Source organism: Rhizobium sp. LjRoot258 (assembly GCF_964254185.1).
Taxonomy (GTDB): domain Bacteria; phylum Pseudomonadota; class Alphaproteobacteria; order Rhizobiales; family Rhizobiaceae; genus Rhizobium.
Genome location: NZ_CAXUST020000001.1, coordinates 3302564 through 3329224 on the forward strand (window position 1 = coordinate 3302564; position 26661 = coordinate 3329224).

The window sequence follows — 26661 nt, forward strand, 5'->3', positions numbered from 1 at the left end:
AGAGTGGGATGCGGAAAAGTGTGAAGCGGTTTTCCGCCCACATCCCACTCGACCAACGACAAGGGAGAACATCATGGACACTGCGATGCTGATTGGATCCCGCTTCGAAGCGGGCAAGGAAACGGAAGAGCACATCCTGAACCCGAAGACGGGCGAGACAGTGCTTGATCTGCCGGAAGCCTCGCTTGGCCAGATCGACGCCGCCGTCGATGCCGCAGACAACGCGTTCAGGAGCTGGTCGCAGACGACACCGGGGGAACGCTCCGGCTACCTCCTGAAGATCGCCGATGCGATCGAGAAGGAGGCGCAGGGCTTTGCAACGCTGGAAGCGCTGAACTGCGGCAAGCCGATCAACGCCGTGCTCAATGACGAAATCCCGGCGATCGTCGATTGTTATCGCTTCTTCGCCGGCGCGGTGCGCAACCTGCATGGACCGATCGCCGGAGAGTATCTGCCGAACCACACCTCGATGATCCGCCGTGATCCGGTCGGCATTGTCGGCTCGATCGCGCCGTGGAACTACCCGCTGATGATGATGGCCTGGAAGCTCGCTCCGGCCATCGCTGGCGGCAACACCGTCGTCTTCAAACCCTCCGAGCAGACGCCGCTGACGGCGCTGAAGATGGCGAAGCTCCTCGCCGATATCCTGCCCGAGGGCGTCGTCAACGTCATCCTCGGCCGCGGCGAGAGTGTCGGCAATGCCCTGATCAACCATCCGAAGATCGGCATGGTCTCGATCACTGGCGATGTCGCCACCGGCAAGAAGGTGTTGCAGGCTGCTGCCAAGACCGTCAAGCGCACACATCTGGAACTGGGCGGTAAGGCGCCGGTCATCGTCTTCGACGACGCCGATATCGATGCCGTCGTCGCAGGCATCCGCACCTTCGGCTACTACAACGCCGGCCAGGACTGCACCGCCGCCTGCCGCATCTATGCCGACGCCAAGGTCTACGACAAGTTCGTCGCCGACCTCTCCTCGGCCGTCTCCTCGATCAGGTTCAATCAGGCCGACGACACCGAAAACGAGATCGGCCCGCTGATCTCCAAGCGCCAGCGCGACCGTGTCGAAAGTTTCGTCACCCGGGCTGCCGAGCACAAGCACATGGAGGTCACAACCGGCGGCAAGACATCGGGCGAGAAGGGTTTTTTCTTCGCGCCGACCGTCATCGCCGGCGCCACGCAGGACGACGAAATCGTTCGCCGCGAGGTCTTCGGTCCGGTTGTCTCGGTCACCCGCTTCACCGATGTCGAGGATGCTGTCACCTGGGCGAACGACAGCGATTACGGCCTCGCCTCGTCGGTCTGGACCAAAGACATCAGCCGCGGCATGAAGACGGCCGCCCGCCTGCAATATGGCTGCACCTGGATCAACACCCACTTCATGCTCGTCAACGAGATGCCGCATGGCGGCTTAAAGCAGTCCGGCTACGGCAAGGACATGTCGGTCTACGCACTGGAAGACTACACGGCCGTCCGGCACGTGATGATCAATCACGGCTGATCTGCGCCGGGCCGAACGGCCCGGCCGCCACCCAAACAAGCATGCAAAGGGGCGCCTACATGAAACGCCGTACCCTTCTTGCCGCCTTCGGCGGCATCTGTCTCGCCTCGACCCTTGCCGGAATGCCGGCCTATGCCGCCGACCAGGCGCCGCTGGCGGTCGTGGAACAGTATCTGGCTGCATGGAACGCCCATGACGGCGCCAAGGCCGCCTCCTATTTCGATGAGAAGGTGAATTACTACGACGCATCCGTCGGCAAGCCGACAGTGGGCCAGGCCGAAGCCAAGGCTGCCGTGATCGACAACTTCATGACCGCCGTGCCCAACTTGAAATGGATGATGCGCGGCGATCCGATCGTCAGCGGAAACAAGGTCTCTTTCGAGTGGACCTTCACAGGAACGAACAGCGGTGCCTGGGCGGATGGGACGGCCGCCACCAACAAGTCCTTCTCGTTCGACGGCGCCTCGGTCTTCGTCATCGAGAAGGGAGCAATCAAGCAGCAGTCCGACTACTACGACGCTCTTGGCTTCTACAAGCAACTGGGCCTGATGTAGCAGACTGCCTCGCCGCGTGCCTGCCGACGTGGCAAACTTGCCTGCGCGAAGCACTGGCGCCTGACGGCCATACCAATTGTGCGCCATCGGACATGGAACAATTCTCTTTGCCCCGCGTCATCGTGACGTAGAACACGGAGGAAGTCATCCATGCTCAAATGGGCTCTCATATTTTTCGTTGTGTCCCTGGTCGCCGGCTTCCTCGGTTTTTCCGGCGTCTCAGCGGCAACGGCAACGATCGCGCGGGTTCTGTTCGGCATTGCGCTGGTAATCTTCCTGATCTTCCTCGTCCTCGCGCTGTTGGCTGGCAGTGCCGTGTTTTAGCCCGCTGCCAGGCGTTGAGCGGCGAAAAGAGGCACCGAGTCCTTGAAGCCTTTCAGGGACACAGCTCCCAGACCCTGGAAGGCAAGACCGCGTGCTGCTGCTTCGGCGGCAGCACGCGTATTGAGGCAGACGAGAGTCTGCGAAGGCCCTGCGACGGAAGAAACACGCGCAGCAAGATTAACCGTCCTTCCGAAGATATCGCCGTCACGCGGCACCACCAGTCCCGTAGCCACGCCGACTCGCACAGGCGGCAACTCATCCAAACGGCTCTGCTCCACCAGCGACAACGATGCTTGCACCGCAGAAGCCGCATCCGGGAACAGCATCATCATCCCATCCCCCAGCGGCTTGACGATCCGTCCGTCGAACGCGCACGAAAGACGTTGCGCGATTGCTTCAAAGCGGGTGGCCTTCTCGGCGGCGGAAATGTCACCGATCTCATGCGTCAGCCCGGTGAAACCGGACAGATCGGCGAAGGCCACGGCCGGCAGGCTCTGCTCGTCACCAGGTTCCAGGCCGTGCTCGCGCAGAGCATCCTGCAGCCTCCCGACGATGTTGTCGAAAACCGCCTCCTCCAGCATCCGCCGCTGCAACAGGAAGAGCATTCGGAAACCGACCCGCTGCAGCGACAGCCGCTTTGCGGCGGAAATCTCCAGAAGATGGCGATAGCTCAGGCCCGCATTCAGCATGGGCTCCTCGACCTCGCCGCGGAAGAGGTCGCGCATCGTGTCGACGCAGCGGCGAACCGAATGACCGAAGACGCGCAACACCCGCTCCATCCCTGCAACGGAGGCACCAAGCTGTGTGCACTCCGTCAAAAGCCGGATGAATTCTACATCGTCCTCGCGAAGCGGCTGATCCACCGAAAGCGGCGGCAGACTGGCGCATGCCCTCACGCCATTGAGGATGTCGAGATCGAGTTGCCCTGCCGTCACCTCAGCCAAACCCAATGCCTCGGTCATCATCACCGGCTCGAACATCAGCTGATTGGCGAACTCCAGAGAAAAGATCGGCCGCTTCAAACCTTCCGCCAGTACATCAAGGCCGATGCCGGCATCCTGCAGGGCAAGGATCAATCGGAGCCGGCTGACATCGCTTGCGGCATAGCCGGCATGTCCGGGGCCAATGATCTGTAAGCGCTCGAGATCGCTGAGGCGGGCATCGTCGCAGCCAGCAAGTGCCAATAATCTCTCACGCAGCAACGCTTCCATCACGGCAACCTCTGGAGAAGGAGATTGCGTCATACATCAGATCCGTGTGCCCCTCCACGCAGCCAAAGGGGTTAGAGGAGGCTCGCACCGACATTGATGGCAAGCGCCAGGATCGTCGTGTTAAACAGGAACGACAGGATGGAATGCAGGAGCGTCAGCTTGCGCATGGTCACCGATGTCGTCGCGACGTCGGCCGTCTGAGATGCCACGCCGATGGTGAACGAGTAATAGAGGAAGTCCCAATAGACCGGCTCGTCATTGCCTTCCGGAAACTTCAGCCCTTCCCCCTTGTCCTCTCCGCCATAGAAGCGATGTGCATAGTGTACCGTGAACAAGGTATGCAGGAATGCCCAGGAGATGAGAATCGTGGCGATTGCACCAAGCGCTCGTGCGAGTGCTTCGCCTGCTTCAGCCTCCTTGGCTGTATGAAGCTCCAGTGCGATGCCGGCGATGCTGGCGAGCGCCGCCAGGATCGACAGCGCCAGCAGGAAGACGTCTGAAAAGTCAAGATCCTCCGCCCGCTTGCGGATGCTGGCAACGCTCGCGCGCAACATCCGGCGCCAGGTGAGCGCCGTAAACACGATTGCGCCGACGTTCCAGCCGAAGATCAGGTTCTGCGGGTTGACCTGGCGGCTCGTCAGCAGCAAGAACGTCACCAGCCCGGCGGCCACGGCGACGACGAACACCAAATGCCTTCGCACTTGCCCCATGACCCAGCTTTCCCGGTCCTTCGCGTCTTCCGCCATTGAACGCTCCGCCCGTGCGAGATCGTCCTTGATATCAGCTTGATGGCAGCGGGAGCAATACGATCTCAGCCGGTCCAGCCACCGTCGACGACATGGATCTGACCTGTCGTGAAGCCCGATTCGTCGCCGGCGAGATAGGTCACGAGAGCAGCAATCTCCTCTGGCGTTGCAATCCGCCCCATCGGCTGGCGGGCGATGAAATCCTTCAGCGCCTTCTCGTAGTCGCCGGTCGCACGCAGACGATCGTGCAGCGACGGACTGTCTACCGTGCCGGGGCAGATCGCATTGGCGCGGATGCCTTTGGCAACAAAGTCAGACGCGATCGACTTGGTGAGCCCGATCACGGCCGCTTTCGACGCGCTGTAGGCGAAGCGGTTGGGCACGCCTTTCACACTGGAGGCGACCGACGCCATATTGACGATTGAACCCTTACCCTTCTCCAGCATACCGGGAAGGAAGGTGCGGCAGGTCGTATACATCGCCTTTGCGTTCAGGTTGAAGGAGAAGTCCCAGTCCTTCTCCTCGCATTCCAATATCGAGCCAGCATGAACGAAGCCGGCGCAATTGAAGAGAACGTCGATCGGACCGATCTCCGTCGCGAAGGAGCGAACGGCGTCGCTATCGAGCACATTGAGGATATGCTTTTGTGCACCCTCAAGCGTGGAAAGCGTCTTCTCATTGATATCGGTCGCATAGACATGCGCGCCGAGCGAAAGGAAGCGCTCCGCGCTCGCTCGACCGATACCCTGACCTGCCGCCGTAATGACAACTTTCTTGCCTTCCAGACCGTGGCTCATGCATCCTCCCAAAATCCCAGCGCTTGCGGCGCATTCATTCATATGCAAACAATATATTCACATTGGCGTCAACCTGTATAACGCACGCTTCGCTCGCTGGAGAAACCCTAATCAATCCAGCGCCGACGGGCACGGGAAAACTCTGATACCGAGGCGCCACCCGGCGTAGATGCCGTAGCTCGGCGGCAGACAGCATGGCATGAATGGGAGGAATCGCATGTTCTTCGATACACACCTGCACATCGTCGATCGGCAGGCGCTCGACTATCCCTGGCTCTCCGGCGCAGGTGATCTTAACCGGGACAACCTCTACGACGATTATGCGCGGGATGCGCTGCGCTGCGGGATCTCCAATGTCCTGCACATGGAAGTGGACGTCGCGCCCGCGCGCATCAATGACGAGACCAATTATGTCAGGGAAATCGGCGCCCGCCCGGGCAGCCTCGTGCGCGGCGTCATCGCCGCCTGTCGACCGGAGGCGAACGGGTTTGCGGACTATCTCGAACGGTCGCTCGCCGATCCCTTCATCAAGGGCTTCCGCCGCGTGCTGCATGTGGCTGCCGACGATACAGCAGCACGGCCCTTGTTCCGCGAGAACATCAGGCGGCTATCCGCCACCCGCATGACCTTCGACCTCTGCGTCTTTCCCTACCAATTCGAAACGGTTCTCGCACTCGTCGATCATTGCCCGGATGTTTGCTTCATTCTCGACCATTGTGCCAATCCGCCGATCAAGGACGGAATGAACGACGTCTGGCGCAACGGCATCGGCGAGTTTTCCCGACGCCCGAATGTGACCGCCAAGATCTCTGGCGTCATCGCCTATGGCGATCTCGAAAACTGGTCGGTCGACAGTCTGCGTCCCTATGTCGAGCATACGATCGAGAGCTTCGGCTGGGATCGCGTCGTCTGGGGTAGCGACTGGCCGGTCTGCACGCTCGGCGGCGGACTCACGCCTTGGGTCGCCGCCACGCACGCGTTGACATCGGGCTGCAGCGCGCAGGAACGCGACAAGCTCTACCAGGCAAACGCGAAACGCATCTGGCCGATGTGAAAACCAAAGAGGGCGGCACCACTTCAAATCGCTGACAAGTCAGCCTCCCTCGACGTCGCCCCTCGACAAAAGGCTCTTTTCACGACGCAGACGCGCCGCGGCTGGATTCCTGTGACAAGCACAGGAATGAGGGTGACGGGAGGAGCCGCGCCAGAACTGAAGCGACCTCTATCAGCAAAGAAAAAACAGGGCAGCGCCATCGGCACCGCCCTTCTTTCAATCCAATGCTCGAAAGCCTCAGGCGGCTGCGAGCTGCAGTTCCTTCTGGACCATGGCGCGCAGCGTGCCGAGATCCTTAGCGAAAGCGCGGATGCCCTCGGCGAGCTTTTCGGTCGCCATGGCGTCTTCGTTCATCATCCAGCGGAAAGTCTTCTCGTCGATCGCGATCTTCGGGGCCGGCTTCGTCACGTCTGGCGACAGCTTGCGCTCGAGCTTGCCCTGATCGTTGGAGAGTTCGTCAAGCAGGTTCGGGGCGATCGTCAGGCGATCGCAACCGGCCAGCGCCTCGATTTCACCAGCGCTGCGGAACGATGCACCCATGACGATCGTCTTGATGTCGTTGGCCTTGTAATAATTGTAGATGTCACGGACGGAGATGACGCCCGGATCTTCCTCGGGCGTGAATTCCTTGCCCGTCGACTTCTTGTACCAGTCGAGAATGCGGCCGACGAAGGGCGAGATCAGGAACGCCTTGGCGTCGGCGCAAGCAACCGCCTGGGCCTTCGAGAAGAGAAGCGTCAGGTTGCAGTCGATGCCTTCCTTCTGCAGGATTTCGGCAGCGCGGATGCCTTCCCAGGTGGAAGCCAGCTTGATGAGGATGCGGTCGCGCTCGATGCCGCGTTCCTTGTATGCCGCGATGATGGAACGTGCCTTGGCAAGCGACGCTCCGGTATCGAAGGAGAGATCCGCATCGACTTCGGTCGACACGCGGCCCGGAACGAGCTTCACAAGTGCAGCGCCGACGGAAATCGCCAGACGATCGGCAACGGCCACGGAAACGGCCTCTGGATTGCCGCCCTGCTTTTTGCCCCAGGCAACGGCTTCCTTGACCGTGTCTGCGAACATCGGCGTACCGAGTGCCTTCAGCACGATGCTTGGGTTCGTCGTGCAATCGACGGGCTTCAGACGGGCAACGGCTTCGATGTCACCGGTATCGGCAACAACCGTGGTAATCTCGCGGAGTTGGTCAAGCTTGGATGTCATGGTCCCTGGTCCTTTTGACTTGAGCTGCGAGCCGATGCGAACCTCGCCCGGCAAAAATGATCTACGAATTGGCAGCCTGCATGCTGCGCATCAGATTGCGCCCGTCTTTTCCAAACGAGCCGCAAAGGTTGGCGGCAACTGCGTCGTCCCTGTAAAAAGCCGTCACGCCTCGACCGCCAAAGGCCGATGGGCTTCCCGCTTGCCTGCACATTGCCTCTCGGACGCACAAGAGCGACTTCTTCGCGGCGACTATCGCCATTCCTCCCTCGATATGTCAAGGACATTTGTGCATTTCAATTGACATAAGTGTCACACCCGTCATTATCGGGCAAAATACAGAACCCGTCCTGGCTTGATAGTAAAACTAGGGCGCAATTCGCTCCGGAGGAGATGTGGTCAAGCTCAAACGCGGCACGCACACGGCTTATTCTGAGGCATCCTCTCTGAGGCTGCGTGCCGCCTGGCTCTATTATAATCAGGGCCTGACGCAGAAGGACGTCGCCGAACAGCTCGGCATCAGCCGCACGACTGTTATCCGCCTGCTCGACGAGGCGATGAAGCGCAGCGAAGTGCAGATCTGGATCAACGACTCGATTGGCGACTGCGTCGAACTGTCGGTCAAACTCGAGCGCGCTTACGGCCTCGACGAGGCGATCGTCGTCCCCGCGCCCGCACACCCCGACGCCAACTCGCTAGCCAAGAGCGTCGGGCTTGCGCTCGGACAGTTTCTCTCCGAGGCCATTCCCGACGATTACACCATCGGCGTCGGCTGGGGCCGCACCATGACCGCATCGCTGTCCAGTTTTCGGCCGCCTCGGCGCGACAATTGCAAGGTCGTCTCCCTGCTCGGCGGCGTCGTCGCCGTCCACCAAACGAACCCGATCGACTACACCTGGCGCCTGGCGAGCCAGCTCGGTGCGGAGTGCTACATGTTCCTCGCGCCGCTGCTTGTAGATTCGACCGAGACGAAGCGAAACCTTGTCGAAAAATGCGGGCTGGACACGATCTATCGCCTGGCGGAAACGCTGGATCTCGCGATCGTCAGCTGCGGCGACATCGGGCCGCATTCCACTTCCTTGTCGGAAGGCTGGATCTCGAAGGCCGAGTTGCAGCAGCTGATCGACGCCGGCTGCGTCTGCGACACCATGTTCAACTTCCTCGACAAGGACGGCAATACGATCGATCACTCGATCAACAGCCGCGTCATGTCGGTGGATCTCGACACGCTGAAAAAAGCAAAGCACATCGTGCTGTCATCGGGCGGCGCCCATCGCGCCGTGGCGATTCGCGCCACGATCAAGCGGATCGGCTGCAATACGTTGATTACCGACGAAAGTGCCGCCAAGGTGCTGCTGGACCTAGCGGCACAATAAAAGCCGAGACCGCCTCAGGCGTGGGCGGCTTCCCAGCCCAATATGGCCCGCTTGCGGGTGAGGCCCCAGTGATAGCCGGTCAAGGCGCCGCCCTTGCCAACCGCCCGATGGCAGGGGACCACAAAGGAAATCGGGTTGGCCCCGACCGCCGCACCAACCGCGCGCATCGCCTTCGGCCGGCCGATGTCATTGGCGATATCGCTATAGGTGACGGCCCTGCCGAAGGGAACCTTCAACAGACTTTCCCATACCTCCACCTGGAAATCGGTGCCGATCAGCACGACGCGCAGCGGCTGCTCCGACGTCCAGCGGCCGGGCTCGAATATGCGCTCGGCATAGGGCGCCGTTGCTTCGGCATCCTCGACGTAACTCGCATTCGGCCAGCGACATGTCATGTCATCAAGACAAGCCACCTCCTCCCCGAGATCGCTGAAGGCAAGCCCGGCGAGGCCACGGTCCGTCACCATCACGAGCGCAACGCCGAACGGCGAAGGATGGAAGCCGTAGCGGATCGTCAGCCCACCGCCCTTGGCCTTCCATTCGCCAGGTGACATGGCCTCATGCGTGACGAACAGATCGTGCAGACGGCTGGGGCCGGAAAGCCCGACCTCGATCGACGTCTCCAGCAATGGCATCGCTTCTTCGCGGAGAAGCCGCTTTGCATGGTCGAGCGTGACGGCCTGCAGGAAAGCCTTCGGAGACAGGCCGGCCCACCGCGTAAACGTCTTCTGCAACTGCGTCGGCGATTGGCTCAGCCGCGCTGCAATCGTTTCGAGAGACGGCTGGTCGCGATAGTCCTCGGTGATGAGTTCGATCACCTGGCGTACGGTCTCGTAATCAGAGCCATCGGGCGTGATGTCGTTGTTCAGCTTGGCTACCATATTCATGATCTTTCTCCTTGTACCAAGGAGATAGTCAAGTGAGCCCTCGCAAACCACCCGATTCTTGCGTACCGATCAAATCCGCTGCTTGACGGTGGCAAGCGCCCACTTGAAGGCCTTGGCAAAGCTTTCGCGGTCATCGGGATTGAGGAAGGAACCGATATCCGTGCCCCGTCCCTCCCCGGAAATATACATGGAAAGGATGCCGATTTCCTGATGCCTGCGGACGAAGAAGCGCGTCCAGAAGGGATTGAAATGATGCTCCACCATCCGCCCGGAGGGCGCGAATTTGCGCACCAAAATATCACTACGCGACACGGTCACTTCCTCCCGCGCCCGGCCGGAACGGTAGTTCAACCAGAAGGCGCCGTAGAGCAACAGAAAATCCAACCCGAAAAAGAAGCCGATCGGCCAGGCGCCCGTCGCCACGAAGAACATGCCATACAGGCAGCACACCGCACCGGTCACAAGCAGCAAGACCTTGAAACCCTTGCGGCCAAGCGACCGATAAGGAAAAAGCTCTGCGGCAAAAACAGGTTGTTCGTTGGCTCTATCGGCGTTGCGTTCCATCATGGCTGCCAAGTATAGGTTTTCCATGCCAACTCCGAAACTCAAATCCGCCGCCACATCGCCGCAGAACTCAAAAGTGATCGTTCACCGCAAGAAGCCGGCAACGGTCCGTTGCGCCTATTCCGAAGCCGAGCGCGAGGAGATGTTCCACCGCTTCTCCATCCAGCGCCCGGAGCCCAGGGGTGAACTTGAGCACACAAACCCGTTCACGCTCGTCGTCGCCGTGGCCCTATCCGCCCAGGCGACGGATGCCGGCGTCAACAAGGCGACGCGTGCGCTCTTCAAGATCGCCGACACGCCCGAAAAGATGCTGGCGCTCGGCGAGGAACGGGTGCGGGATTACATCAAGACGATCGGCCTCTATCGCAACAAGGCCAAGAACGTCATCGCTCTCTCGCAGATCCTGGTCGAGAAATTCGGCGGCGTCGTGCCGCAAACGCGCGACGAGCTGGTGACGCTTCCCGGTGTCGGCCGCAAAACCGCCAACGTCGTGCTCTCCATGGCCTTCGGTCAGGCAACGATGGCGGTGGATACCCACATTTTCCGTATCGCCAACCGCATCAAGCTGGCGCCGGGTAAGACGCCGGATGAGGTCGAGGAACGGCTGATGAAGGTCGTCCCGAAGCACTACCTCTATCACGCGCACCACTGGCTCATCCTGCATGGCCGCTACACCTGCAAGGCCCGCAAGCCGGAATGTGAGCGTTGCGTCATCGCCGACATCTGCAAATCGCCCGAGAAGACCTGCGACGTGCCGGCGCCGCTGGTCGAGCTACCGCGGCAAGTGATTGGCGAGGCCGTCGAGTAAGCCTGGAGGCAGACTTCGGCACGCTCCACCTGACCCTTAGCCGTGAAGTCCCATGTCCTCGCGGGAAATCAGTTTGTGCAGGTGCACCATCAGCCCTGCGGCGAAGAGCGGCGTCAGCAGATTGACGATCGGGATGGCCAGGAAGGCAGCAATGACAAGCCCCGCGAGAAAGACCGTCGCCGCATGCTTGGCGCGGAATGACCGTGCCTCCTGCGGCGAACGGAACCGCATCGCGGCAAACTCGAAGAATTCCCGGCCGAGCAGGTAGCCGTTGACGAGGAAGAACGCGATCAGGTTGATGCCCGGCACGAAGAGCAGGAAGAGCGCGACGATATTGCCAAGGATGACGACACCGAGAAACTTGATAGAGCTTGCGAGCGCCGGACCGAGCGGCATCGCTGTGCCGGGCGGATCAAAGGGATAGTCCCGCTTTTCTACCACCTCGGCCACATCGTCGAGAAACAGGCCGGCAATCAGCGCTGTTACCGGTGACAGCAACAGCGCCAACCCGAGCGCAAGCCCGATGGCGGCAGCGATCGCAAACACGAAGCCGAGCCACCCCGCCCAATCGGGCATCGCGGGAAAAAAGCTGGCAATCCACGGAAAGACGAACGACATAAAGGCACTGCGCAGCGCCAGCCAAAGCCCGGCAAGCACCAGAAGAGTCAGTCCCAGGACCTTCCAGAACACTGAGCGTGTTTCCGCCGCAAAAAGATTGATGAGGGATAGGCGAGCGGCCTGAAAGATCATCCTGAGGTCTCCGGTTGCAATAGCCATGTAGGAATCTGAACTTTGAACGGCAAGGCTGAAATAAATTCCGTCGATTAACCCAAAACTTGTCGGAAAATCTATGTTAATATATAGTAATTTATCATCTAGGATTGTTTGATCCTGAGACGCAGCTTCCGGAATAGTTGCAAACGACAAGGGTGGGCCCTGCATATCCGAGAAATGCTTCCGGGAAGATCAGGACGGCTGACGTGGAAGATTTTGTCCAGAAGCTCCGCCAATATGCCAAGTCCGGCACCCCGGCCGAACGACGGATCGCGAAATATTTCTTCGAGCATCTGAACGACCTGCCGTTCGAAACAGCCGCCTCCGTTGCCGATCGGCTGGATCTGAGCCCAATGACGGTGGGCCGTTTTTTGCGCGCGCTCGGCTATCAGGGGCTCGACAGCGTCAAGATCCACATTCGCGAGACAAGCGCCATCTCGCCGACGCAGATGCAGGCATCGCTCACCGAGCTGCAGACCGACGCTTCCGCCGGTAAGCCGCTCGCCGTACTTGTCTCCGAACAGATCCAGGCGCTGCACCATATCTACCATCTGACGGGCCAGCCACAGTGGAACGAGGCAGTGTCGATGATATCGGCCGCTCATGAGGTTTTTGTCGCCTCGCATGCGCGCCTGTCCGGTTTCGCGTCCCACTTTGCCCAGCGATTGACCTATGCCCGCGACGGCATTCATGCGCTTGATGGAACGGGCAGCCGTTTCGCCGAGCTTTTCGCACGGCTCGATGGCAATGACGCGTTGCTCGTCGTGATCGACAGCCGTCGTTTCGGCAAAGCCCGCTTGCTGGCGCGGACGGCACGGCGCTACGGATACAAGGTCATCCTGATCACCGCACAAGGCGCCAACTGGATTCCGGATCAGGCCAATCTCGTCCTCGCCCTTCCGCCTGCCCGCTCCGATGGCGACGACAACCTGCCACCGCTGATGGCCCTGCTCGACTGTCTGTCGGAAGCCGTGATCGCCGCCGCCGGCGAAGAAGCGAGCGCCCGCACCCGTCGCATGACCGAATTTGGTAGCATGCTCGGGGAGGGCGCAAACCGCTAGGCGCCTACTCCATCGCCTCCAGTTCGGCGCGATGACGATACATGCCAAGCAGCCTGCGATAATCGCGGTCATAAAGGGCCCGTTTGGCCGCATTCGGCAGTCGCTCTTCGCCGCCGGGATACATGGCCGATCCGGCTTCTGCGAGATCTCCATAGAGACTGCAGGCTACGGAAGCGGCCATCGCCGTGCCAAGGAGTACGGCCTCGTTCATCTTCGGCACCACGACCTTGCAGCCGGTTGCATCCGAATAGAGCTCCATCAGCACCGGGTTCTTCACGTGGCCGCCAGCGACATGCAGCGTGTCCGGCACATAGCCATATTCCTTCATCCGCTCGAGGATGTGGCGGATCCCGAGCGCAATCGCCACTGCTGTGCGCCAATAGAGCGCGCAGAGCCCATCGAAGGACGTGTCCAGGGTCAGACCGCTGATACCGCCGACGGCATGCGGGTCGGCGAGCGGCGAGCGGTTGCCGTGAAAATCAGGCAGGACGAAGATCCGGGCGCCGAATTCGTCCCCCTCCTCGGTGCGAAGCTGCGCAATGCGCAGGACGATCTTTTGATGCAGCGCCGCAGTCGGTTCGCCGCCAGCCGCGTGCATCCGCACGATATGATCGAGCAACGCACCCGTCGCCGATTGCCCTGCCTCAACCAGCCAGGACTCCGGAAAGACAGCTTCGTAGTATGGACCCCACATGCCGTGACTCGGCTTGCGCTCGCGCGAGAAGGACACGATACAGCTCGACGTGCCGGCAATGAGCGCCAGTTGGCGTTCCAGCCGACGGGCATCCTGTGCCTCAGCGCCAAGCGTGCCCAGCGCCCCTGCATAGGCATCGATCATGCCTGCGGAGACATGGCACGCCGTCGTCAATCCGAGCGCCGAGGCGGCTTCCTGCGTCAGCGTCCCGACACTCTTGCCGACCGGCACTGTTTCCTCCGGCAGCCGTCCACGTTCGAGGAGGTCATCAAGCCCGATCTGCTCGAGAAAATCCTTCTGCCATCCCTTATTGAGATGTGCGAGATAGTTCCACTTGGCCGTCAGCGTGCAGCGTGAGCGAGCAAGCGCGCCGGTCGCCTTCCAGGTCAAGAAATCGGCGAGGTCGAACAGATAGCCGGTGTTCATCCAGGTGCCAGGCAGCTTCTTCTTCAGCCACATCAGCTTCGGCATTTCCATTTCCGGCGACATGAAATGCCCGGAATGCTCCAGCACGGGATGCTCCGTGGCCGTGCAGAAATCGGCTTCCCTCAGCGCCCGATGGTCGAGCCAGACGATCGTGTCGAAGCGCCGTTCTCCGCCGGTGGAAACGCTGATCTGGCCGCCATCGACATCGCGCACGACGAGCGAACAGGTGGCGTCGAAGCCGATCGCGCCCACCGATGCAGGCGCCGCACCCGATTGCTCCATCGCCTTGCGCACGGCAATGCAGACCGCCGACCAGATGTCTTCGGAATCGTGTTCGGCGTGGTTCTCACGCGGCCTGTTCATGATGATCGGGTGTTCGGCCTTGCCCAGCAGCGCGCCGCGAGCGTCGAAGACGCCGGCGCGCGCGCTGCCCGTGCCGATATCGACCGCAACCACATGCTGAGGCATTAAAGGTGCATCCCGTCCTGCTTATGTTTGCGGATAAGGTGTATCAAATCCGGCATCGCGTCAAACACGGCTTCAGGCGAAAGCCGGTCAAGTTCAGCGCGATAGCCGGAAAAATTGGCGTGCGAACCACCGGTGAAGGCAAAGACCGTCATGCCCGCGGCCTTCGCCGCCTCGATCCCAGCCGGGCTGTCTTCCACGACGACGCAATTTGCCGGATCGACGTTCATTTCGCGCGCTGCATGCAGGAAGAGATCGGGCGCCGGCTTGCCGTGCTTGACCATCGTCGCGCTGAAAATATCAGGCAGCCGGTCGATCAGGCCGGTGACCGTCAACGACAGCCGAATGCGTTCGACCTGACTTGAGGAGGCGACGCAACAGGGGACGCCGAGGCTGTCGATTGTCTTTGCGATCCCGTCCATCGGCTTCAACTCCTTGCGAAACCGGGCGTAGAGGTCTGTGCGGATCTGCTCGAGGAATTCCTGGCCCGGGTGGACGTTGTATTCGGACTTCATCGTCTCGATCACCGTTGCGAGACTTCGCCCTAGGAAACGCCCGTAGACCTCCTCCTCGGTGATCGGAACGTTGAGATCGTTCATCGCCTTGACCAAGACGCTCACCGATATCGGTTCGCTATCGACAAGAACGCCGTCGCAATCGAAAATGACCAGCCGTGTTTCAGCCTCAGCCATGGTAGACCCAATCGCAGTTAGTGCAGGAAGTTCCATCCGCCGGACGGGCGGAGGCGGCGGCCAGAATGCCGTCAGCGATCCTTACACAGCAAGCTTATTGTCGAGATAAAGCTGTAGGGTTTCACGCGTGCCCTTTTCCCACAAGGTTTCCAATGCGTGGGCGAAGCGCTTGCGGAACAGCTCGGATTTCGACACCTCGCCAAAGATGTCGTCGAAGGCGAGGAAGGCCAGCGGATCATCCTTGGCCTTCAAAGCCGCCGCATGCAGCCGGTCGGCGCTGGCGTCGTTGAAGGCAATGTCCTTGCCGCTATCCGTTTTTCCAGCGAAGTAGCGGCACCACAGTGCCGAAACCAACGCCAGGCCGACGACATCCCGGCCCTGGTTCAGATTGTCGAGTGTCGACGGCAGTATGAATTTCGGCTGCCGGTTCGATCCGTCCTGCGCCAGACGCGGGATCGTATCGGCAATTTTCGGATTGCGCAGTCGGTGCTCGATCAGCGAGAAGTAGGCCGTCAGCGAGGTATCGGGAACCGGCGGAACGATCGGGATGATCTCTTCTTTTTCCAGCTTGGCCAAGAAGGCCCCGATCAACGGATCTTCCATCGAGTCGTGTACGAAGTGGATGTCCATCAGCGCTGCGGGATAGGCGATCGCCGCGTGGCCACCGTTGAGAATGCGGATCTTCATGTGCTCGTAGGGCGTCACATCCGGCACGAAGGTGACCCCGACCTTCTCGAGCGCCGGCCGGCCGGCGGTGAACTTGTCTTCCAGCACCCACTGCTTGAACTCTTCGCAATAGACCGGCCAGTTGTCTTCGATGCCGAAGGCATTCTTCAGGAGATCGATTTCGCGCTGTCCGGTGGCCGGCGTGATGCGGTCGACCATGGCATTCGGGAAGGCGACGTTCGCCTTGACCCAGTCGGCAAAGGCAGGATCCGAAAGCCGTGCTGTGCCGATAACGGCATTCGCGGTGACGACGCCGTTATGGGGGATGTTGTCGCAGGACATGACGGTGAAAGGCACGATGCCCTTTTCGTTGCGCGCCTTGAGGCCGGCGACAACAAGGCCGAAGACCGTCTTCGGCTCGGCAGGGTTCTGGCCATCCGCGGCGATCGCCGGATGGTCGGGATTGAACGTACCAGATGCGTCGATGAAATAGCCGCCCTCGGTGATCGTCATCGAAACGATACGGATGATGGGATCCGCGAGCTTGGCGATGATCGTCTTGGCATCGCCCACTGGCAGGATGTCGACCATCGGCGCGGTGATCCGCGCGGCGGTTTTGTTGTTGTCCTGCTCGACGACGGTCGTCAGGAAGTCTTGGGCGGCGAGCTTTTCGCGCATCGCCGCATCGGACGGCAAGATACCAGCGCCGACAATCGCCCAGTCATGATCCTGGCCCAGATTGAAAAGGTCGTCGAGATAGATGGCCTGATGGGCACGGTGGAAATTGCCCACGCCGAAGTGCACGATGCCCGCTTTCAGCGACGCCCGCTCATAGGTCGGTACGGCGGCCGTCTTTGCCGCCTCGGAAAGCGTTGCCAGCGATAGTTTGCACGTCATGTTTCAGTCCTCTTGAAGGTCTTCGGGCTCGGCTGCGACCCCGGTATCGGCACGCCGGGCACCTTGTCCGGCGTTGCGCTTTCGTCCCCAACCCGGCAACAATGCGCTCAGATGGCGAGGCCGCCTTCGTTGAATTTGTGGATCCGCGTCTTGTCGGGCGTCAGATAGACAATGTCGCCGGCCTTGGCCGGGAAATCGCCCCCGCCACGCGCGGTAACATGGCCGATACCCTCGACATCGACATGCAGGAAGGTGTCGGCGCCGAGGTGCTCGGCGACCATCACCTTGCCCTTCCAGTCGCCGCTTTCGGTCGAAAGCAACATGTGCTCCGGCCTAACCCCGATCGTGTGCCCACCAAACTGCGCCGCATATTGGCCTTTCACGAGATTCATCTTCGGTGAACCGATGAAGCCGGCGACGAAGAGATTGCGCGGCTTGTGATAGAGCTCGAGCGGCGATCCCACCTGCTCGATATTGCCGCGGTTCAGCACCACGATCTTGTCGGCCATGGTCATGGCTTCCACCTGGTCATGGGTGACGTAGATCATCGTCGTCTTCAGTTGCTGGTGCAGCTCGCTGATCTCCAGGCGCATGTTGACGCGCAGAGCAGCATCGAGGTTCGACAGCGGCTCGTCGAAGAGGAAGGCCGAAGGCTGGCGCACGATCGCACGGCCGATCGCCACGCGCTGGCGCTGGCCGCCCGAAAGCTGTCGCGGCTTCCGCTCGAGGTAGTCAGTCAAGTTCAGAACCCGGGCAGCATCGGCAACCTTCCTGTCGATCTCCGCCTTGTCCATGTTTGCCATCTTCAGCGGAAAGGCGATGTTGTTGCGCACACTCATATGCGGGTAGAGCGCATAGGACTGGAACACCATCGCTAGACCACGTTCCGACGGGGCCTTTTCCGTTGCATCCCTGCCGTCGATGACGATGTTGCCGCCACTGACATCCTCAAGACCGGCAATCAGTCGGAGCAGGGTGGACTTGCCGCAGCCGGACGGGCCGACGAAGACGACGAACTCGCCGTCCTTGATCTCGAGGTCGATCGAAGGGATGACCTTGGCTTCACCGAAGACCTTCGAAACTTTCTGAAGGGTAATGCTTCCCATGTTTCTCTCCCTGATGTCTTATTTCACCGCGCCGAAGGTCAGGCCGCGGACGAGTTGTTTCTGCGAGAACCAGCCGAGGATCAGGATCGGCGCGATCGCCATGGTGGAGGCTGCCGAAAGCTTGGCGTAGAACAAGCCTTCGGGGCTGGAATAGGAAGCGATGAACGCCGTCAGCGGCGCCGCTTTCGACGCGGTGAGGTTGAGCGTCCAGAAGGCTTCGTTCCAAGCCAGGATGATGTTGAGAAGCAGCGTCGAGGCGATGCCCGGTACCGCCATCGGCGTCAGCACGTAGATGATTTCCTTGGCAAGCGAGGCGCCGTCCATGCGCGCGGCCTCCAGGATCTCGCCGGGAATTTCCTTGAAGTAGGTGTAGAGCATCCACACGATGATCGGCAGGTTGATCAGCGTCAGGATGATCACCAGGCCGAGGCGACTGTCGAGCAGGCCGGAGTTGCGGAACATCAGGTAGATCGGGATCAGCGCGCCGACCGGCGGCATCATCTTGGTCGACAGCATCCACATCAAGACGTCCTTCGTCCGCTTGGTCGGCGAAAACGCCATCGCCCAGGCGGCTGGAATGGCGATGATCAGGCCAATCAGCGTCGAGCCGAAGGAAATGATCACCGAGTTCATGAAGTGGCTGAGATAGTTTGAGCGGCTCTGCACTTCCGCATAGCTCTCCGTCGTCCAGTGGAAGAACAGAAACTGCGGCGGCGAGGCGATGGCATCCGCTTCCGTCTTGAAGCTCGTCAGGAACGTCCAGAGGATCGGGAAGAAGATCAGGATGCCGAGCGTCCAGGCGATGGCGGTCATGACCACCTTGCGCTGAGTTGTGACTTTTCTAGCCATCTCAAGCCTCCAGATTCTTGCCGACAAGGCGCACGAGGAAGATCGCAACGATGTTGGCGAGGATGACCGCCACGATACCGCCCGCCGAAGCGCCGCCGATATCGAACTGCAAAAGCGCCTGCACATAGACGAGATAGGTGAGGTTCGTGCTCTGCGTGCCGGGGCCGCCGTTGGTGGTGACCAGGATTTCGGCAAAGACCGAGAGAAGGAAGATTGTCTGGATCAGGATCACCACCGTGATGGCGCGGGCCATGTGCGGCAGAATGATGTAGATGAACTTCGAAACAACGCCGGCGCCATCCATCTCGGCGGCCTCCTGCTGCTCTTCGTCCAGCGACTGCAGGGCGGTGAGCATGATGAGTGTCGCAAAGGGCAGCCACTGCCAGGCGACGATCAGAATGATCGAGAAGAGCGGCGCATTGGCAAGCCAGTCATAGGGCTGCAATCCAAGCGCCTTGGCGAGATGCGCGAAGAGCCCGTTGACCGGGTTCATGAACATGTTCTTCCACACCAGCGCCGCAACCGTCGGCATGACGAAGAAGGGGGCAATCACCAGGATGCGAACGATGCCCTGTCCGTAGATATCCTGGTTCAGGAGCAGCGCAAACGCGATGCCGCCCACGACAGTGATCAGGAGCACGCCGAGCACCAGCAGCAACGTATTGATCAACGCGGAGAAAAAGGCCGGATCGGTTAGGAAATATTTGTAGTTCAGGAAGCCGACGAAGGTTTCCATGCCCGGGCTGAGCAAATTGTAACTCAGCGTCGAAAAGTAGATCGTCATCGCGAGCGGGACGATCATCCACAGGAAGAGAAGCACAACGGACGGTGCGATCATCATTCGCGCTGCGGAGCGGGTGTGTAACGTTGCCATGGCGATGACCGATCCTGTTCAAAGAGGCAGACGGCTGCAAGACAGCTGAGAAAAAGGGGGGTCGCCGACGCAGTTTGGGCATTCGGCGACCCAGATGGGCGGGGAGGTCAAACGCCCCGCCTTCTCAGGAGGTTATCTATTTGATGTAACCAGCCTTGGTCATTTCGCGGGTCGTCAGCTGCTGCGCGCTCTGCAGCGCCTGATCGACCGAGACCTGTCCTGCAAGAGCTGCTGAGAACTGCTGGCCGACGGCCGTGCCGATACCCTGGAATTCAGGGATAGCGACGAACTGGACACCGACGTAGGGGACCGGCTTGACGGTCGGCTTGGTCGGGTCAGCCGCGTTGATGCTGTCGAGCGTCATCTTGGCGAAAGGCGCCGCCTTCTGGTAATCGGCGTTCGCATAGAGCGACGAGCGCGTACCCGGAGGTGCATTCAGCCAGCCTTCCTTCTCGGCGACAAGGTTGGTGTAGTCCTTGCTCGTTGCCCAGGCGACGAACTTTTCAGCCGCTTCGACCTTCTGCGAGCCTGCCGGTATGGCGAGGTTCCAGGCCCAGAGCCAGTTGCCGCGCTTGCCGAGGCCCTTATCCGGAGCCAGAGCGAAGCCGACCTTGTCAGCGACGGTGGATTCCTTCGGGTTGCTGACGAAGGACGCAGCAACGGTCGCGTCGATCCACATGCCGCATTTGCCGGTCTGGAAGAGCGCCAGGTTTTCGTTGAAGCCGTTCGAGGATGCACCGGGAGGTCCGGCTTCCTTCATCAGGTTGACGTAGAAGTTCAGCGTGTCCTTCCACTCCGGCTGATCGAACTGCGGCTTCCACTGCTCATCGAACCAGCGGGCGCCGAAGGAGTTCGACATGGCCGTCAGGAAGGCCATGTTTTCGCCCCAGCCAGCCTTGCCGCGCAAGCAGATGCCGTAGATTTCCTTGTCCTTGTTGGTGATCTTCTTCGCGGCTTCCGCGATGAAGTCCCAGGTCGGCGCGTCAGGCATCTTCAGGCCGGCGGCTTCGAACAGGTCCTTGCGGTACATGACCATCGAGCTTTCGCCGTAGAACGGCGCTGCATAGAGCTTGCCGTCTGCGCTCAGGCCGCTGCGGATTGCCGGCAGCAGGTCGTCGGCATCGTAGTCTGCGCCGAGGTTGTCGAGCGGCAGAAGCCAGCCCTGCTTGGCCCAGATCGGAACTTCATACGTACCGATCGTCAGAACGTCGTACTGGCCACCCTTGGTCGCGATGTCGGTCGTAACCTTCTGGCGCAGGACGTTTTCTTCGAGTGTCACCCACTCGAGATCGATGTCGGGGTTCTTCTTCTTGAAGTCATCCGTCAGCTTCTGCATCCGGATCATATCGCCGTTATTGACGGTCGCGATTGTCAGCGTTTCGGCCGAAGCCATGCCGGCAAACGCCAGTGCTGAGCAGGCGCCCAGCAGGAGAGTTCTCAATGTCATATCTTCCTCCCAGAAGATGAGTGCGAGCATTCGCTTTGCTCATGGGCAATTACTCGCCTATGGGAGAAAAATGTCAATCACCATTCGTTGCTGCATCAGCGAAGATGTAGGTTATCTACCTGAATTCAAAGGAATATATATTTGCTCACGACCTGAGCAGATACTCGGCAGTGTCCTCATCGGTGATAAGCGCATTGATCTGATGGCCTGTTACAGCAGCCTTGATCGCCTTGAATTTACGCTTGCCCTTGCCGATTCCAATGACGGTCGACCGCTCGCGCGAGGGGATCGACGCAGAGGCCACCCGCTCGTTGATCGGGTTGTCGAGAAGCTTGCCCTCGCCGTCGAATACCCAGCCGCAGATCTCGCCGACAGCGCCGTTGCGCATCAGCTCCATCATCTCGTCCTTCTCCAGGAAGCCGTCGACGCAAAGCGGTCCGTCGATGCCGAGCTCGCCGATGCCGACGAACGTCACGTCCGCCTGCGCGCTGATCTCCAGCGTCGAGCGGACGAGCTGCTGGCTGTGTAAGGTTTCCCGCTCCTCCGCCGACGTCACCAGGACTGGCAGCGGCATCGGGAAGTGCCGCGCCTTCACCGCGTCGGCCATGCTGAAGATGACGTTGTAATAGGCGGCCGAACCGTCGGGCGCGATGTTGCCAGTCAGCGACACAATACGATGGTTGGGACATTCGATGGCGGGCAGCTGATCGACCGCGGCCTTCAACGTTCGCCCTGTCCCGACCGCCAGCACGATCGGATCCGCCCGCTTCAGCCAGCGCTCGATTTCGGCCGCAGCTGCCTCCGCGATGCCGACGGTCGTCGAACTGGAGCCTGGGTCGCTTGGCACGACCTCGACATGCTTGAGGTGGAACTTCTTGCGCACAGCATTGGCGAGTTCGAGGCAGGCGGCGATCGGATGGTCGAGCCGCACCTTGATCAGCCGTTCGGCAACGGCGAGCGACACCAGACGCTGTGCCGATTGCCGCGAAATCCCCATGGAAGAGGCAATCTCATCCTGTGTTCGCCCCGCCACGTAGTAGAGCCATCCTGCACGCGCCGCGTCATCCAGCCGTCCCGAAGTCTCGGATTTTCTTACCATCAAGTCTCTACCATGCTGAAAGGACCGGGCGTAGCCGACCAGAAGATGCATATTGCGGCAGATCAAACCAGAATTCGGGCAAATGTCGAGTGCATTGAGAAATTGCACAGCCTATTTTGACTTGCCGCGCGGTCGCTGGATGCCATCTGCTTGTCATCTTTGTCGATCAAGGCTTGCTTGACCGAGGGTTGAACTGCGAGCTAACTGGCACCGAGGAAAAAACTGTGCGAATTCTGCTGGTTGAAGATGACAGAATGATTGGTGGAGCAGTGCGCGATCACGTCATCGCAGCCAATCATGCCGTCGACTGGGTACAAAATCTCGCCGATGCCGACGCCGCGGCTCGACCTGTCGACTACGGGCTGATCCTTCTCGATCTTCAGCTCCCAGATGGCAGCGGCGTTGAGTTTCTTCGCCGCTTTCGCGAAAGAGGCCTGAAGACGCCCATTATCATCTTGACGGCGCGAGACCAGATCTCGGATCGCATCGACGGACTGAACGCCGGCGCCGACGACTACCTCGTGAAACCGTTCAATCTGGACGAGTTGGAAGCGCGCATCATGGCGGTAGCGCGCCGCTATGACGCCAATCCGCATCCCGTGCTCCGCATTTCCGATATCGAGATCAACCGGCCCCTGCATCAGCTCTCTGTGGCCGGCGAAACGATCATCCTGACGAGCCGCGAATGGGCGGTGCTAGACCTGTTGACGGCGCGCCCGGGCGCGATCGTTCCGAAGGACCGGATCGAGGAAGCGCTCTATGCGTTCGGCTCGGAGATCGAGAGCAACACGGTCGAGGTCTATGTGAGCCGCTTGCGCAAGAAGATCGGCAAGGACAGGATCCGCACGGCACGCGGCATCGGCTACACAATCGGATGAAGATGAAACGCGAACGCAGCATCACCGGCCCGCTTATTCTTGCTCTGACGACCGTCATGGTCGTCTTCTGGCTTGCTGCGATCGGCCTCAGCTTTCGGGTGATGCAGCATGAGTTCGATGAGATTTTCGACGGCGCCCAGCAGGAGACGACCGAGCGCCTGCTGGCTCTGATCCTCGACGATCTGAACCAGAGTACGAAGATCGATCCGCACGCCATGGCGATGTTCGACGCTGCGGCCAGACGCGAGTATCTGACCTATCAGGTACGCGACGCCAGCGGCAAGGTCGCGTTGCGCTCGAATGATGCGCCGGCCGAGCCCTTCGAGGCGCCGCTTCGCATGGGGTTTCACGACACGCCGACGGCTCGAATCTATACCGAGATGACAGCCGACGGTTCTCTGTTCCTGCAGGTGGCCGATCGGTTCAAGAACCGGCGCGAGGCGGTGCGCGAAAGCACCGTGACACTGCTCATCCCTTTGGTGGCGCTCATTCCCGCCAGCATTTTCGCGATCTGGTTCATCGTCGGGCGCGCGCTGCGACCGATCGAGACGCTTCGGCGAGATATCGGGACGAAGGACAGTGGCAACATGGCGGAGGTCGACGGCCAGAAGCTGCCGGTCGAACTACGGCCGATTGCGCGATCGGTTAACCTGCTCCTCGGGCGCCTGCGCGCTGCCCTCGAAGCGGAGCGCGAATTCACCGCCAACAGCGCGCACGAACTGAGAACGCCGATCGCCGGCGCGCTTGCACAGGCTCAGCGCCTCATCGAGGAACTGCCGCCCGGCGCAACGCAGGATCGCGTCCAATCGGTCGAGGCTTCGCTGGTCAATCTCGGCCGTTTGGCAGAAAAGCTTTTGCAGTTGTCACGCGCGGAGGCCGGCATCGGTGGGAGCTCAAATACGGTCGACCTGCGTCCGGTCCTGGACATGGTCGTCACCGACTTCCAGCGCGACAGCCGCACGAATGGTAGGCTTCAATATTCCGCGGCGCCGGACGCAAAGCTCGTCCGCAACGCAGACATGGATGCCTTCGGCATCGTCACACGAAACCTGATCGAGAATGCCTTGCTGCACGGCGATCCGGACCTGCCGGTCAACGTCAGCCTTGAAAGCGGCGGCATCATCCGCGTCATCAACGGCGGACCGCTGGTTCGCGAGGCCGACATGGCGAGTCTGAAAAAGCGCTTCAGTCGCGGCAAGACGACAGCGTCCGGTTCCGGGCTCGGACTGGCTATTGCCGACCGTATCGTCTCCCAGATGGGCGGCACGCTGGAGTTGTCGTCGCCGGCGACCGGCGCAAAAACTGGCTTCGAAGCGAAAATGACGCTTCCAGCCTAGCCAGGATTTTGGCTTGCAAAACCGGCGGAAGGATGCGAGCAGACGCAGACGCCATCCAAACCAGCAGAACCCGAATGATCATCTCTTTCGACATCGGCGGCTCCGCCATCAAGGGCGGCGTGGCACACTCCGAAGCCGACATCAGGCCACTCGGCCGTCGCCCGACCCCCAAGGACGATTTTGCTGCTTTCGTTGACACTTTGCGCGCCATCATAGCAGAAACGGGCGAGCAGCCGAGGCGCCTGGCCTTCTCGATCGCCGGCGTGGTCGATCCTGACACGCAGCGGCTCACCTGCGCCAACATCCCCTGCATCCACGGCCGCAATCTCGCCGCCGACCTCGAAGCCGAACTCGGATTGCCGGTGTTGATCGCAAATGACGCCGACTGCTTCGCCATGGCGGAAGCCGATCTCGGTGCCGGACGCGGCCATCGTATCGTTTTGGGTGCCATTCTTGGAACGGGCGTCGGTGGCGGCGTCGTTGCGGATGGCCGCCTGATCAATGCCGCTGGCGGTTTTGCCGGCGAATGGGGCCACGGCCCGGCGCTCGCATCACAGGCAGGCAATCCGCCCGTTGCGATTCCGGCCTATCCCTGCGGCTGCGGCCAGAAGGGTTGCGTCGATACGGTTGGCGGCGCGCGTGGTCTCGAACGCCTGCACAAGACGCTGCATGAAATTGACCTCTCCAGCCAGGAGATCATCGATGATTGGCTGAAGGGCGAGGCCAAGGCGGCGCGCACCATCGACGTCTTCGTCGATCTCGTCGCCTCACCGCTCGCGCTGACGATCAACATCACGGGCGCGACCATCGTCCCTGTCGGCGGCGGGCTTTCCAACGTCGAACCGCTGCTTGCAGAGCTCGACAAGGCCGTTCGGCAGCGCATCCTGCGCAAATTCGATCGCCCGCTGGTGGTGCGCAGCGAATGCCGCGTCGAGCCAGGCCTGATCGGCGCCGGTCTGCTCGGCCTGAAAGCGGAAGCCGATTTCGTCGCTAGCTGAAAAGGTGCCGCGCCATGTAGTCGACGAAGACCTGTATCTTCGGGGCTGGGTAGCGGTTGGCAGGCCATAGAATGCGAAAAGCGCCGACGTCTGCCAGCTCTTCTTCCATCACGGATAGGAGCCGGCCCGAACGGAGTTGTTCGCGCACGGTAAAGAGCGGCAGGCAAGCAAGCCCGATCCCGCTCTCGGCCATATAGATCAACGGCTCCAAGGTGCTCGCGATCGAGGACACGGGCAGATCCAACGGGCCATCGGTCCGGAACGGCCATCGCTCCAGTTTGCCGCTAGAGGGGTACTTGTGATGCAGGCAAAAGTGACGTCGCAAGTCCTTCGGTGCCGTCGGCACGCCCATGCGGGCGAGGTATTCGCTCGAGCCCACGATGCGGTGAGAGAACTTGCCGAGCGTGCGCGTCATCAGACGTGAATCGCTGATCTCGCCGGTTCTAACGACGGCATCGAACCCCTCCTCGATCACATCGACAAGGCGATCGGTAAAATCCAGGTCCAGCTCGATCTCGCGATAGGATTGCATGAAGGCGGTAATCGTCGGCATGAACAACATGCCCGCCAACGGCAGACTGACACGAAGCTTTCCACGCGGCGCCGCCTTCGTCCTCGCCAGCTCGAGCTCTGCGGCTTCGATCTCGCCGGCGATCCGCCGACAGCGCTCGAGGAACATCGCCCCTTCGGGCGTCAGCGTGATGCTGCGCGTGCTGCGATGAAAGAGCCGCACTCCCAACCGATCCTCAAGCCGCGCAATTGTTTTCCCGACAGCCGAGGACGAAATACCGAATTGCTGCCCTGTCCTGGCAAAACTGCGGAGTTCGGCCGCCTGTATGAATATTCCGAGCGCGCCAAAATTATCCAAGCACCCCTCCGATTGCGGACAGAATGGTCCGATCTTATCGGAACATCGTCCCATTTTTCCATAATAGCGACAAGGCTACCACTCTCCCGTTGGCCGAAAACTCGGCCTTGCAACCACGGAGACCCGCATGCCCCAAGACTACGCCGCCGGCTTCAATATCGCGCCCGCCCCCACGACCTTCATCGTCAACGTCATTCACGCCCATCCGGGAAAACAGGACGAGGCTTTCCGGATCATCCAGGACGTCGTTCACTATGTCGCGGAGCGCAAGAAAGGCTTCCTCTGGAGCAACCTTTCAAAAAGCACGGACGGCAAGACCGTCGTCAACATCGAAGCGATCCAGGACGAAGGCAATATCGGCGAGTTTTTCGCCGATCCGGTCTTTCTTGAGAAATTCCGCATGCTCGACAGCGTCTCGACGAGCGAATTCCACGCCTACAGGGTGGATGATCTCGTGCTGCCAAAGCGCGCGAACGCGCAAGGCTGATCTCTAAAAAGCAGAAAGGCG

27 protein-coding genes are annotated in these 26661 nt (G+C 60.6%); 11 read left to right on the forward strand and 16 right to left on the reverse strand.

Translation table 11 applies throughout. From position 1 onward, the window contains the following. Positions 1–73: 73 nt before the first annotated feature. The 3 genes from ACSQ9D_RS16220 (at position 74) to ACSQ9D_RS16230 (ending at position 2379) form a co-directional block, all read left to right on the forward strand. Positions 74–1501, forward strand: coding sequence for a gamma-aminobutyraldehyde dehydrogenase (locus ACSQ9D_RS16220; protein ID WP_436283052.1), 1428 nt, complete (start codon positions 74–76; stop codon positions 1499–1501). A 59-nt stretch (positions 1502–1560) separates the two neighbouring features. Continuing rightward, on the forward strand, positions 1561–2055 hold the full coding sequence (locus ACSQ9D_RS16225) for an ester cyclase (protein WP_436283053.1): 495 nt from the start codon (positions 1561–1563) through the stop codon (positions 2053–2055). A gap of 150 nt (positions 2056–2205) precedes the next feature. After that, positions 2206–2379, forward strand: a complete 174-nt coding sequence (locus ACSQ9D_RS16230) for a DUF1328 domain-containing protein (protein WP_024314924.1) — start codon at positions 2206–2208, stop codon at positions 2377–2379. Here the strand turns inward: ACSQ9D_RS16230 and ACSQ9D_RS16235 are convergent. The 3 genes from ACSQ9D_RS16235 to ACSQ9D_RS16245 form a co-directional block, all read right to left on the reverse strand. Continuing rightward, positions 2376–3623, reverse strand: coding sequence for an adenylate/guanylate cyclase domain-containing protein (locus ACSQ9D_RS16235; RefSeq protein WP_436283054.1), 1248 nt, complete (start codon positions 3621–3623; stop codon positions 2376–2378). The two genes, ACSQ9D_RS16230 and ACSQ9D_RS16235, sit on opposite strands and share 4 nt — an antisense overlap. A gap of 38 nt (positions 3624–3661) precedes the next feature. Further along, positions 3662–4300 carry a DUF1345 domain-containing protein gene (locus ACSQ9D_RS16240; protein ID WP_436283848.1) on the reverse strand — a complete coding sequence of 213 codons (639 nt, stop codon included), beginning with the start codon at positions 4298–4300 and terminating at the stop codon, positions 3662–3664. A gap of 101 nt (positions 4301–4401) precedes the next feature. Then, positions 4402–5133 (reverse strand): SDR family oxidoreductase, encoded by a 732-nt coding sequence (locus ACSQ9D_RS16245; protein WP_436283055.1) that lies wholly within the window; start codon positions 5131–5133, stop codon positions 4402–4404. Between the two features lie 217 nt (positions 5134–5350). Here ACSQ9D_RS16245 and ACSQ9D_RS16250 point away from each other — a divergent pair, with 217 nt between their 5' ends. Then, entirely contained in the window at positions 5351–6187 is an 837-nt protein-coding gene (locus tag ACSQ9D_RS16250; protein ID WP_436283056.1) for an amidohydrolase family protein, read from the forward strand. A 237-nt stretch (positions 6188–6424) separates the two neighbouring features. Here the strand turns inward: ACSQ9D_RS16250 and tal are convergent, their stop codons facing one another. Next, positions 6425–7390 (reverse strand): transaldolase, encoded by a 966-nt coding sequence (gene tal / locus ACSQ9D_RS16255; protein ID WP_436283057.1) that lies wholly within the window; start codon positions 7388–7390, stop codon positions 6425–6427. 392 nt (positions 7391–7782) lie between these two features. Between tal and ACSQ9D_RS16260 the strand changes: the two genes are divergently transcribed. After that, entirely contained in the window at positions 7783–8763 is a 981-nt protein-coding gene (locus ACSQ9D_RS16260) for a sugar-binding transcriptional regulator (protein ID WP_037119741.1), read from the forward strand. 14 nt (positions 8764–8777) lie between these two features. On the opposite strand, the gene ACSQ9D_RS16265 is transcribed toward ACSQ9D_RS16260, so the two are convergent. Further along, positions 8778–9650 (reverse strand): methylated-DNA--[protein]-cysteine S-methyltransferase, encoded by an 873-nt coding sequence (locus ACSQ9D_RS16265; RefSeq protein WP_436283058.1) that lies wholly within the window; start codon positions 9648–9650, stop codon positions 8778–8780. A 69-nt stretch (positions 9651–9719) separates the two neighbouring features. Continuing rightward, on the reverse strand, positions 9720–10217 hold the full coding sequence (locus tag ACSQ9D_RS16270) for a DUF2244 domain-containing protein (protein WP_436283849.1): 498 nt from the start codon (positions 10215–10217) through the stop codon (positions 9720–9722). Between the two features lie 22 nt (positions 10218–10239). On the opposite strand from ACSQ9D_RS16270, the gene nth reads away from it, so the two are divergent. Then, positions 10240–11022: an endonuclease III gene (nth, locus tag ACSQ9D_RS16275; protein ID WP_436283059.1), complete on the forward strand. Its 783-nt coding sequence runs from the start codon at positions 10240–10242 to the stop codon at positions 11020–11022. 36 nt (positions 11023–11058) lie between these two features. On the opposite strand, the gene ACSQ9D_RS16280 is transcribed toward nth, so the two are convergent. After that, positions 11059–11772: a sulfate transporter family protein gene (locus ACSQ9D_RS16280; RefSeq protein ID WP_436283850.1), complete on the reverse strand. Its 714-nt coding sequence runs from the start codon at positions 11770–11772 to the stop codon at positions 11059–11061. A 230-nt stretch (positions 11773–12002) separates the two neighbouring features. Between ACSQ9D_RS16280 and ACSQ9D_RS16285 the strand changes: the two genes are divergently transcribed. Beyond that, a complete protein-coding gene (locus ACSQ9D_RS16285) occupies positions 12003–12857 on the forward strand; it encodes a MurR/RpiR family transcriptional regulator (RefSeq protein ID WP_436283060.1) in 855 nt (284 codons plus the stop codon). Positions 12858–12861: 4 nt separating this feature from the next. Here the strand turns inward: ACSQ9D_RS16285 and ACSQ9D_RS16290 are convergent, their stop codons facing one another. The 8 genes from ACSQ9D_RS16290 to ACSQ9D_RS16325 all read right to left on the reverse strand — a co-directional run bounded on the left by ACSQ9D_RS16290 (position 12862) and on the right by ACSQ9D_RS16325 (position 22072). Continuing rightward, entirely contained in the window at positions 12862–14445 is a 1584-nt protein-coding gene (locus tag ACSQ9D_RS16290) for an FGGY-family carbohydrate kinase (protein ID WP_436283061.1), read from the reverse strand. Further along, complete coding sequence (locus ACSQ9D_RS16295; protein ID WP_436283062.1) at positions 14445–15134, reverse strand: HAD family hydrolase; 690 nt, start codon at positions 15132–15134, stop codon at positions 14445–14447. The genes ACSQ9D_RS16290 and ACSQ9D_RS16295 overlap by 1 nt, the downstream gene beginning before the upstream one ends. A gap of 81 nt (positions 15135–15215) precedes the next feature. Beyond that, positions 15216–16697: a mannitol dehydrogenase family protein gene (locus ACSQ9D_RS16300; RefSeq protein WP_436283063.1), complete on the reverse strand. Its 1482-nt coding sequence runs from the start codon at positions 16695–16697 to the stop codon at positions 15216–15218. Positions 16698–16804: 107 nt separating this feature from the next. Then, positions 16805–17803, reverse strand: a complete 999-nt coding sequence (locus ACSQ9D_RS16305; RefSeq protein ID WP_436283064.1) for an ABC transporter ATP-binding protein — start codon at positions 17801–17803, stop codon at positions 16805–16807. An 18-nt stretch (positions 17804–17821) separates the two neighbouring features. Then, entirely contained in the window at positions 17822–18652 is an 831-nt protein-coding gene (locus ACSQ9D_RS16310; protein ID WP_072375549.1) for a carbohydrate ABC transporter permease, read from the reverse strand. A gap of 1 nt (position 18653) precedes the next feature. Continuing rightward, entirely contained in the window at positions 18654–19526 is an 873-nt protein-coding gene (locus tag ACSQ9D_RS16315) for a carbohydrate ABC transporter permease (protein WP_436283065.1), read from the reverse strand. Positions 19527–19662: 136 nt separating this feature from the next. Then, positions 19663–20973: an ABC transporter substrate-binding protein gene (locus ACSQ9D_RS16320; RefSeq protein WP_436283066.1), complete on the reverse strand. Its 1311-nt coding sequence runs from the start codon at positions 20971–20973 to the stop codon at positions 19663–19665. A 145-nt stretch (positions 20974–21118) separates the two neighbouring features. Next, positions 21119–22072 (reverse strand): sugar-binding transcriptional regulator, encoded by a 954-nt coding sequence (locus ACSQ9D_RS16325; protein WP_436283067.1) that lies wholly within the window; start codon positions 22070–22072, stop codon positions 21119–21121. Between the two features lie 224 nt (positions 22073–22296). On the opposite strand from ACSQ9D_RS16325, the gene ACSQ9D_RS16330 reads away from it, so the two are divergent. The 3 genes from ACSQ9D_RS16330 (at position 22297) to ACSQ9D_RS16340 (ending at position 25285) form a co-directional block, all read left to right on the forward strand. After that, the gene (locus ACSQ9D_RS16330) at positions 22297–22950 is read left to right on the forward strand and encodes a response regulator (protein ID WP_436283068.1); all 654 of its coding nucleotides are present in this window, start codon (positions 22297–22299) and stop codon (positions 22948–22950) included. Between the two features lie 2 nt (positions 22951–22952). Next, the gene (locus ACSQ9D_RS16335) at positions 22953–24287 is read left to right on the forward strand and encodes an ATP-binding protein (protein ID WP_436283069.1); all 1335 of its coding nucleotides are present in this window, start codon (positions 22953–22955) and stop codon (positions 24285–24287) included. Positions 24288–24361: 74 nt separating this feature from the next. Further along, on the forward strand, positions 24362–25285 hold the full coding sequence (locus tag ACSQ9D_RS16340) for an ROK family protein (protein ID WP_436283070.1): 924 nt from the start codon (positions 24362–24364) through the stop codon (positions 25283–25285). On the opposite strand, the gene ACSQ9D_RS16345 is transcribed toward ACSQ9D_RS16340, so the two are convergent. After that, a complete protein-coding gene (locus ACSQ9D_RS16345; RefSeq protein ID WP_436283071.1) occupies positions 25278–26153 on the reverse strand; it encodes a LysR family transcriptional regulator in 876 nt (291 codons plus the stop codon). The genes ACSQ9D_RS16340 and ACSQ9D_RS16345 overlap by 8 nt on opposite strands. 127 nt (positions 26154–26280) lie before the next feature. On the opposite strand from ACSQ9D_RS16345, the gene ACSQ9D_RS16350 reads away from it, so the two are divergent. Continuing rightward, positions 26281–26640: an antibiotic biosynthesis monooxygenase gene (locus ACSQ9D_RS16350; protein ID WP_436283072.1), complete on the forward strand. Its 360-nt coding sequence runs from the start codon at positions 26281–26283 to the stop codon at positions 26638–26640. Positions 26641–26661 lie beyond the last annotated feature (21 nt).

What these genes read in the sequence shown, in the direction of transcription:
- ACSQ9D_RS16295 (WP_436283062.1), bottom strand. Translation starts at nt 15,134, where the DNA reads ATGGCTGAGGCTGAAACACGGCTGGTCATTTTCGATTGCGACGGCGTT.
- ACSQ9D_RS16280 (WP_436283850.1), bottom strand. Translation starts at nt 11,772, where the DNA reads ATGATCTTTCAGGCCGCTCGCCTATCCCTCATCAATCTTTTTGCGGCG.
- ACSQ9D_RS16225 (WP_436283053.1), top strand. Translation starts at nt 1,561, where the DNA reads ATGAAACGCCGTACCCTTCTTGCCGCCTTCGGCGGCATCTGTCTCGCC.
- ACSQ9D_RS16270 (WP_436283849.1), bottom strand. Translation starts at nt 10,217, where the DNA reads ATGATGGAACGCAACGCCGATAGAGCCAACGAACAACCTGTTTTTGCC.
- ACSQ9D_RS16320 (WP_436283066.1), bottom strand. Translation starts at nt 20,973, where the DNA reads ATGACATTGAGAACTCTCCTGCTGGGCGCCTGCTCAGCACTGGCGTTT.
- tal (WP_436283057.1), bottom strand. Translation starts at nt 7,390, where the DNA reads ATGACATCCAAGCTTGACCAACTCCGCGAGATTACCACGGTTGTTGCC.
- ACSQ9D_RS16305 (WP_436283064.1), bottom strand. Translation starts at nt 17,803, where the DNA reads ATGGGAAGCATTACCCTTCAGAAAGTTTCGAAGGTCTTCGGTGAAGCC.
- ACSQ9D_RS16250 (WP_436283056.1), top strand. Translation starts at nt 5,351, where the DNA reads ATGTTCTTCGATACACACCTGCACATCGTCGATCGGCAGGCGCTCGAC.
- ACSQ9D_RS16240 (WP_436283848.1), bottom strand. Translation starts at nt 4,300, where the DNA reads ATGGGGCAAGTGCGAAGGCATTTGGTGTTCGTCGTCGCCGTGGCCGCC.
- ACSQ9D_RS16290 (WP_436283061.1), bottom strand. Translation starts at nt 14,445, where the DNA reads ATGCCTCAGCATGTGGTTGCGGTCGATATCGGCACGGGCAGCGCGCGC.
- ACSQ9D_RS16350 (WP_436283072.1), top strand. Translation starts at nt 26,281, where the DNA reads ATGCCCCAAGACTACGCCGCCGGCTTCAATATCGCGCCCGCCCCCACG.
- ACSQ9D_RS16325 (WP_436283067.1), bottom strand. Translation starts at nt 22,072, where the DNA reads ATGGTAAGAAAATCCGAGACTTCGGGACGGCTGGATGACGCGGCGCGT.
- nth (WP_436283059.1), top strand. Translation starts at nt 10,240, where the DNA reads ATGCCAACTCCGAAACTCAAATCCGCCGCCACATCGCCGCAGAACTCA.
- ACSQ9D_RS16230 (WP_024314924.1), top strand. Translation starts at nt 2,206, where the DNA reads ATGCTCAAATGGGCTCTCATATTTTTCGTTGTGTCCCTGGTCGCCGGC.
- ACSQ9D_RS16340 (WP_436283070.1), top strand. Translation starts at nt 24,362, where the DNA reads ATGATCATCTCTTTCGACATCGGCGGCTCCGCCATCAAGGGCGGCGTG.
- ACSQ9D_RS16245 (WP_436283055.1), bottom strand. Translation starts at nt 5,133, where the DNA reads ATGAGCCACGGTCTGGAAGGCAAGAAAGTTGTCATTACGGCGGCAGGT.
- ACSQ9D_RS16310 (WP_072375549.1), bottom strand. Translation starts at nt 18,652, where the DNA reads ATGGCTAGAAAAGTCACAACTCAGCGCAAGGTGGTCATGACCGCCATC.
- ACSQ9D_RS16335 (WP_436283069.1), top strand. Translation starts at nt 22,953, where the DNA reads ATGAAACGCGAACGCAGCATCACCGGCCCGCTTATTCTTGCTCTGACG.
- ACSQ9D_RS16220 (WP_436283052.1), top strand. Translation starts at nt 74, where the DNA reads ATGGACACTGCGATGCTGATTGGATCCCGCTTCGAAGCGGGCAAGGAA.
- ACSQ9D_RS16300 (WP_436283063.1), bottom strand. Translation starts at nt 16,697, where the DNA reads ATGACGTGCAAACTATCGCTGGCAACGCTTTCCGAGGCGGCAAAGACG.
- ACSQ9D_RS16235 (WP_436283054.1), bottom strand. Translation starts at nt 3,623, where the DNA reads ATGACGCAATCTCCTTCTCCAGAGGTTGCCGTGATGGAAGCGTTGCTG.
- ACSQ9D_RS16315 (WP_436283065.1), bottom strand. Translation starts at nt 19,526, where the DNA reads ATGGCAACGTTACACACCCGCTCCGCAGCGCGAATGATGATCGCACCG.
- ACSQ9D_RS16265 (WP_436283058.1), bottom strand. Translation starts at nt 9,650, where the DNA reads ATGAATATGGTAGCCAAGCTGAACAACGACATCACGCCCGATGGCTCT.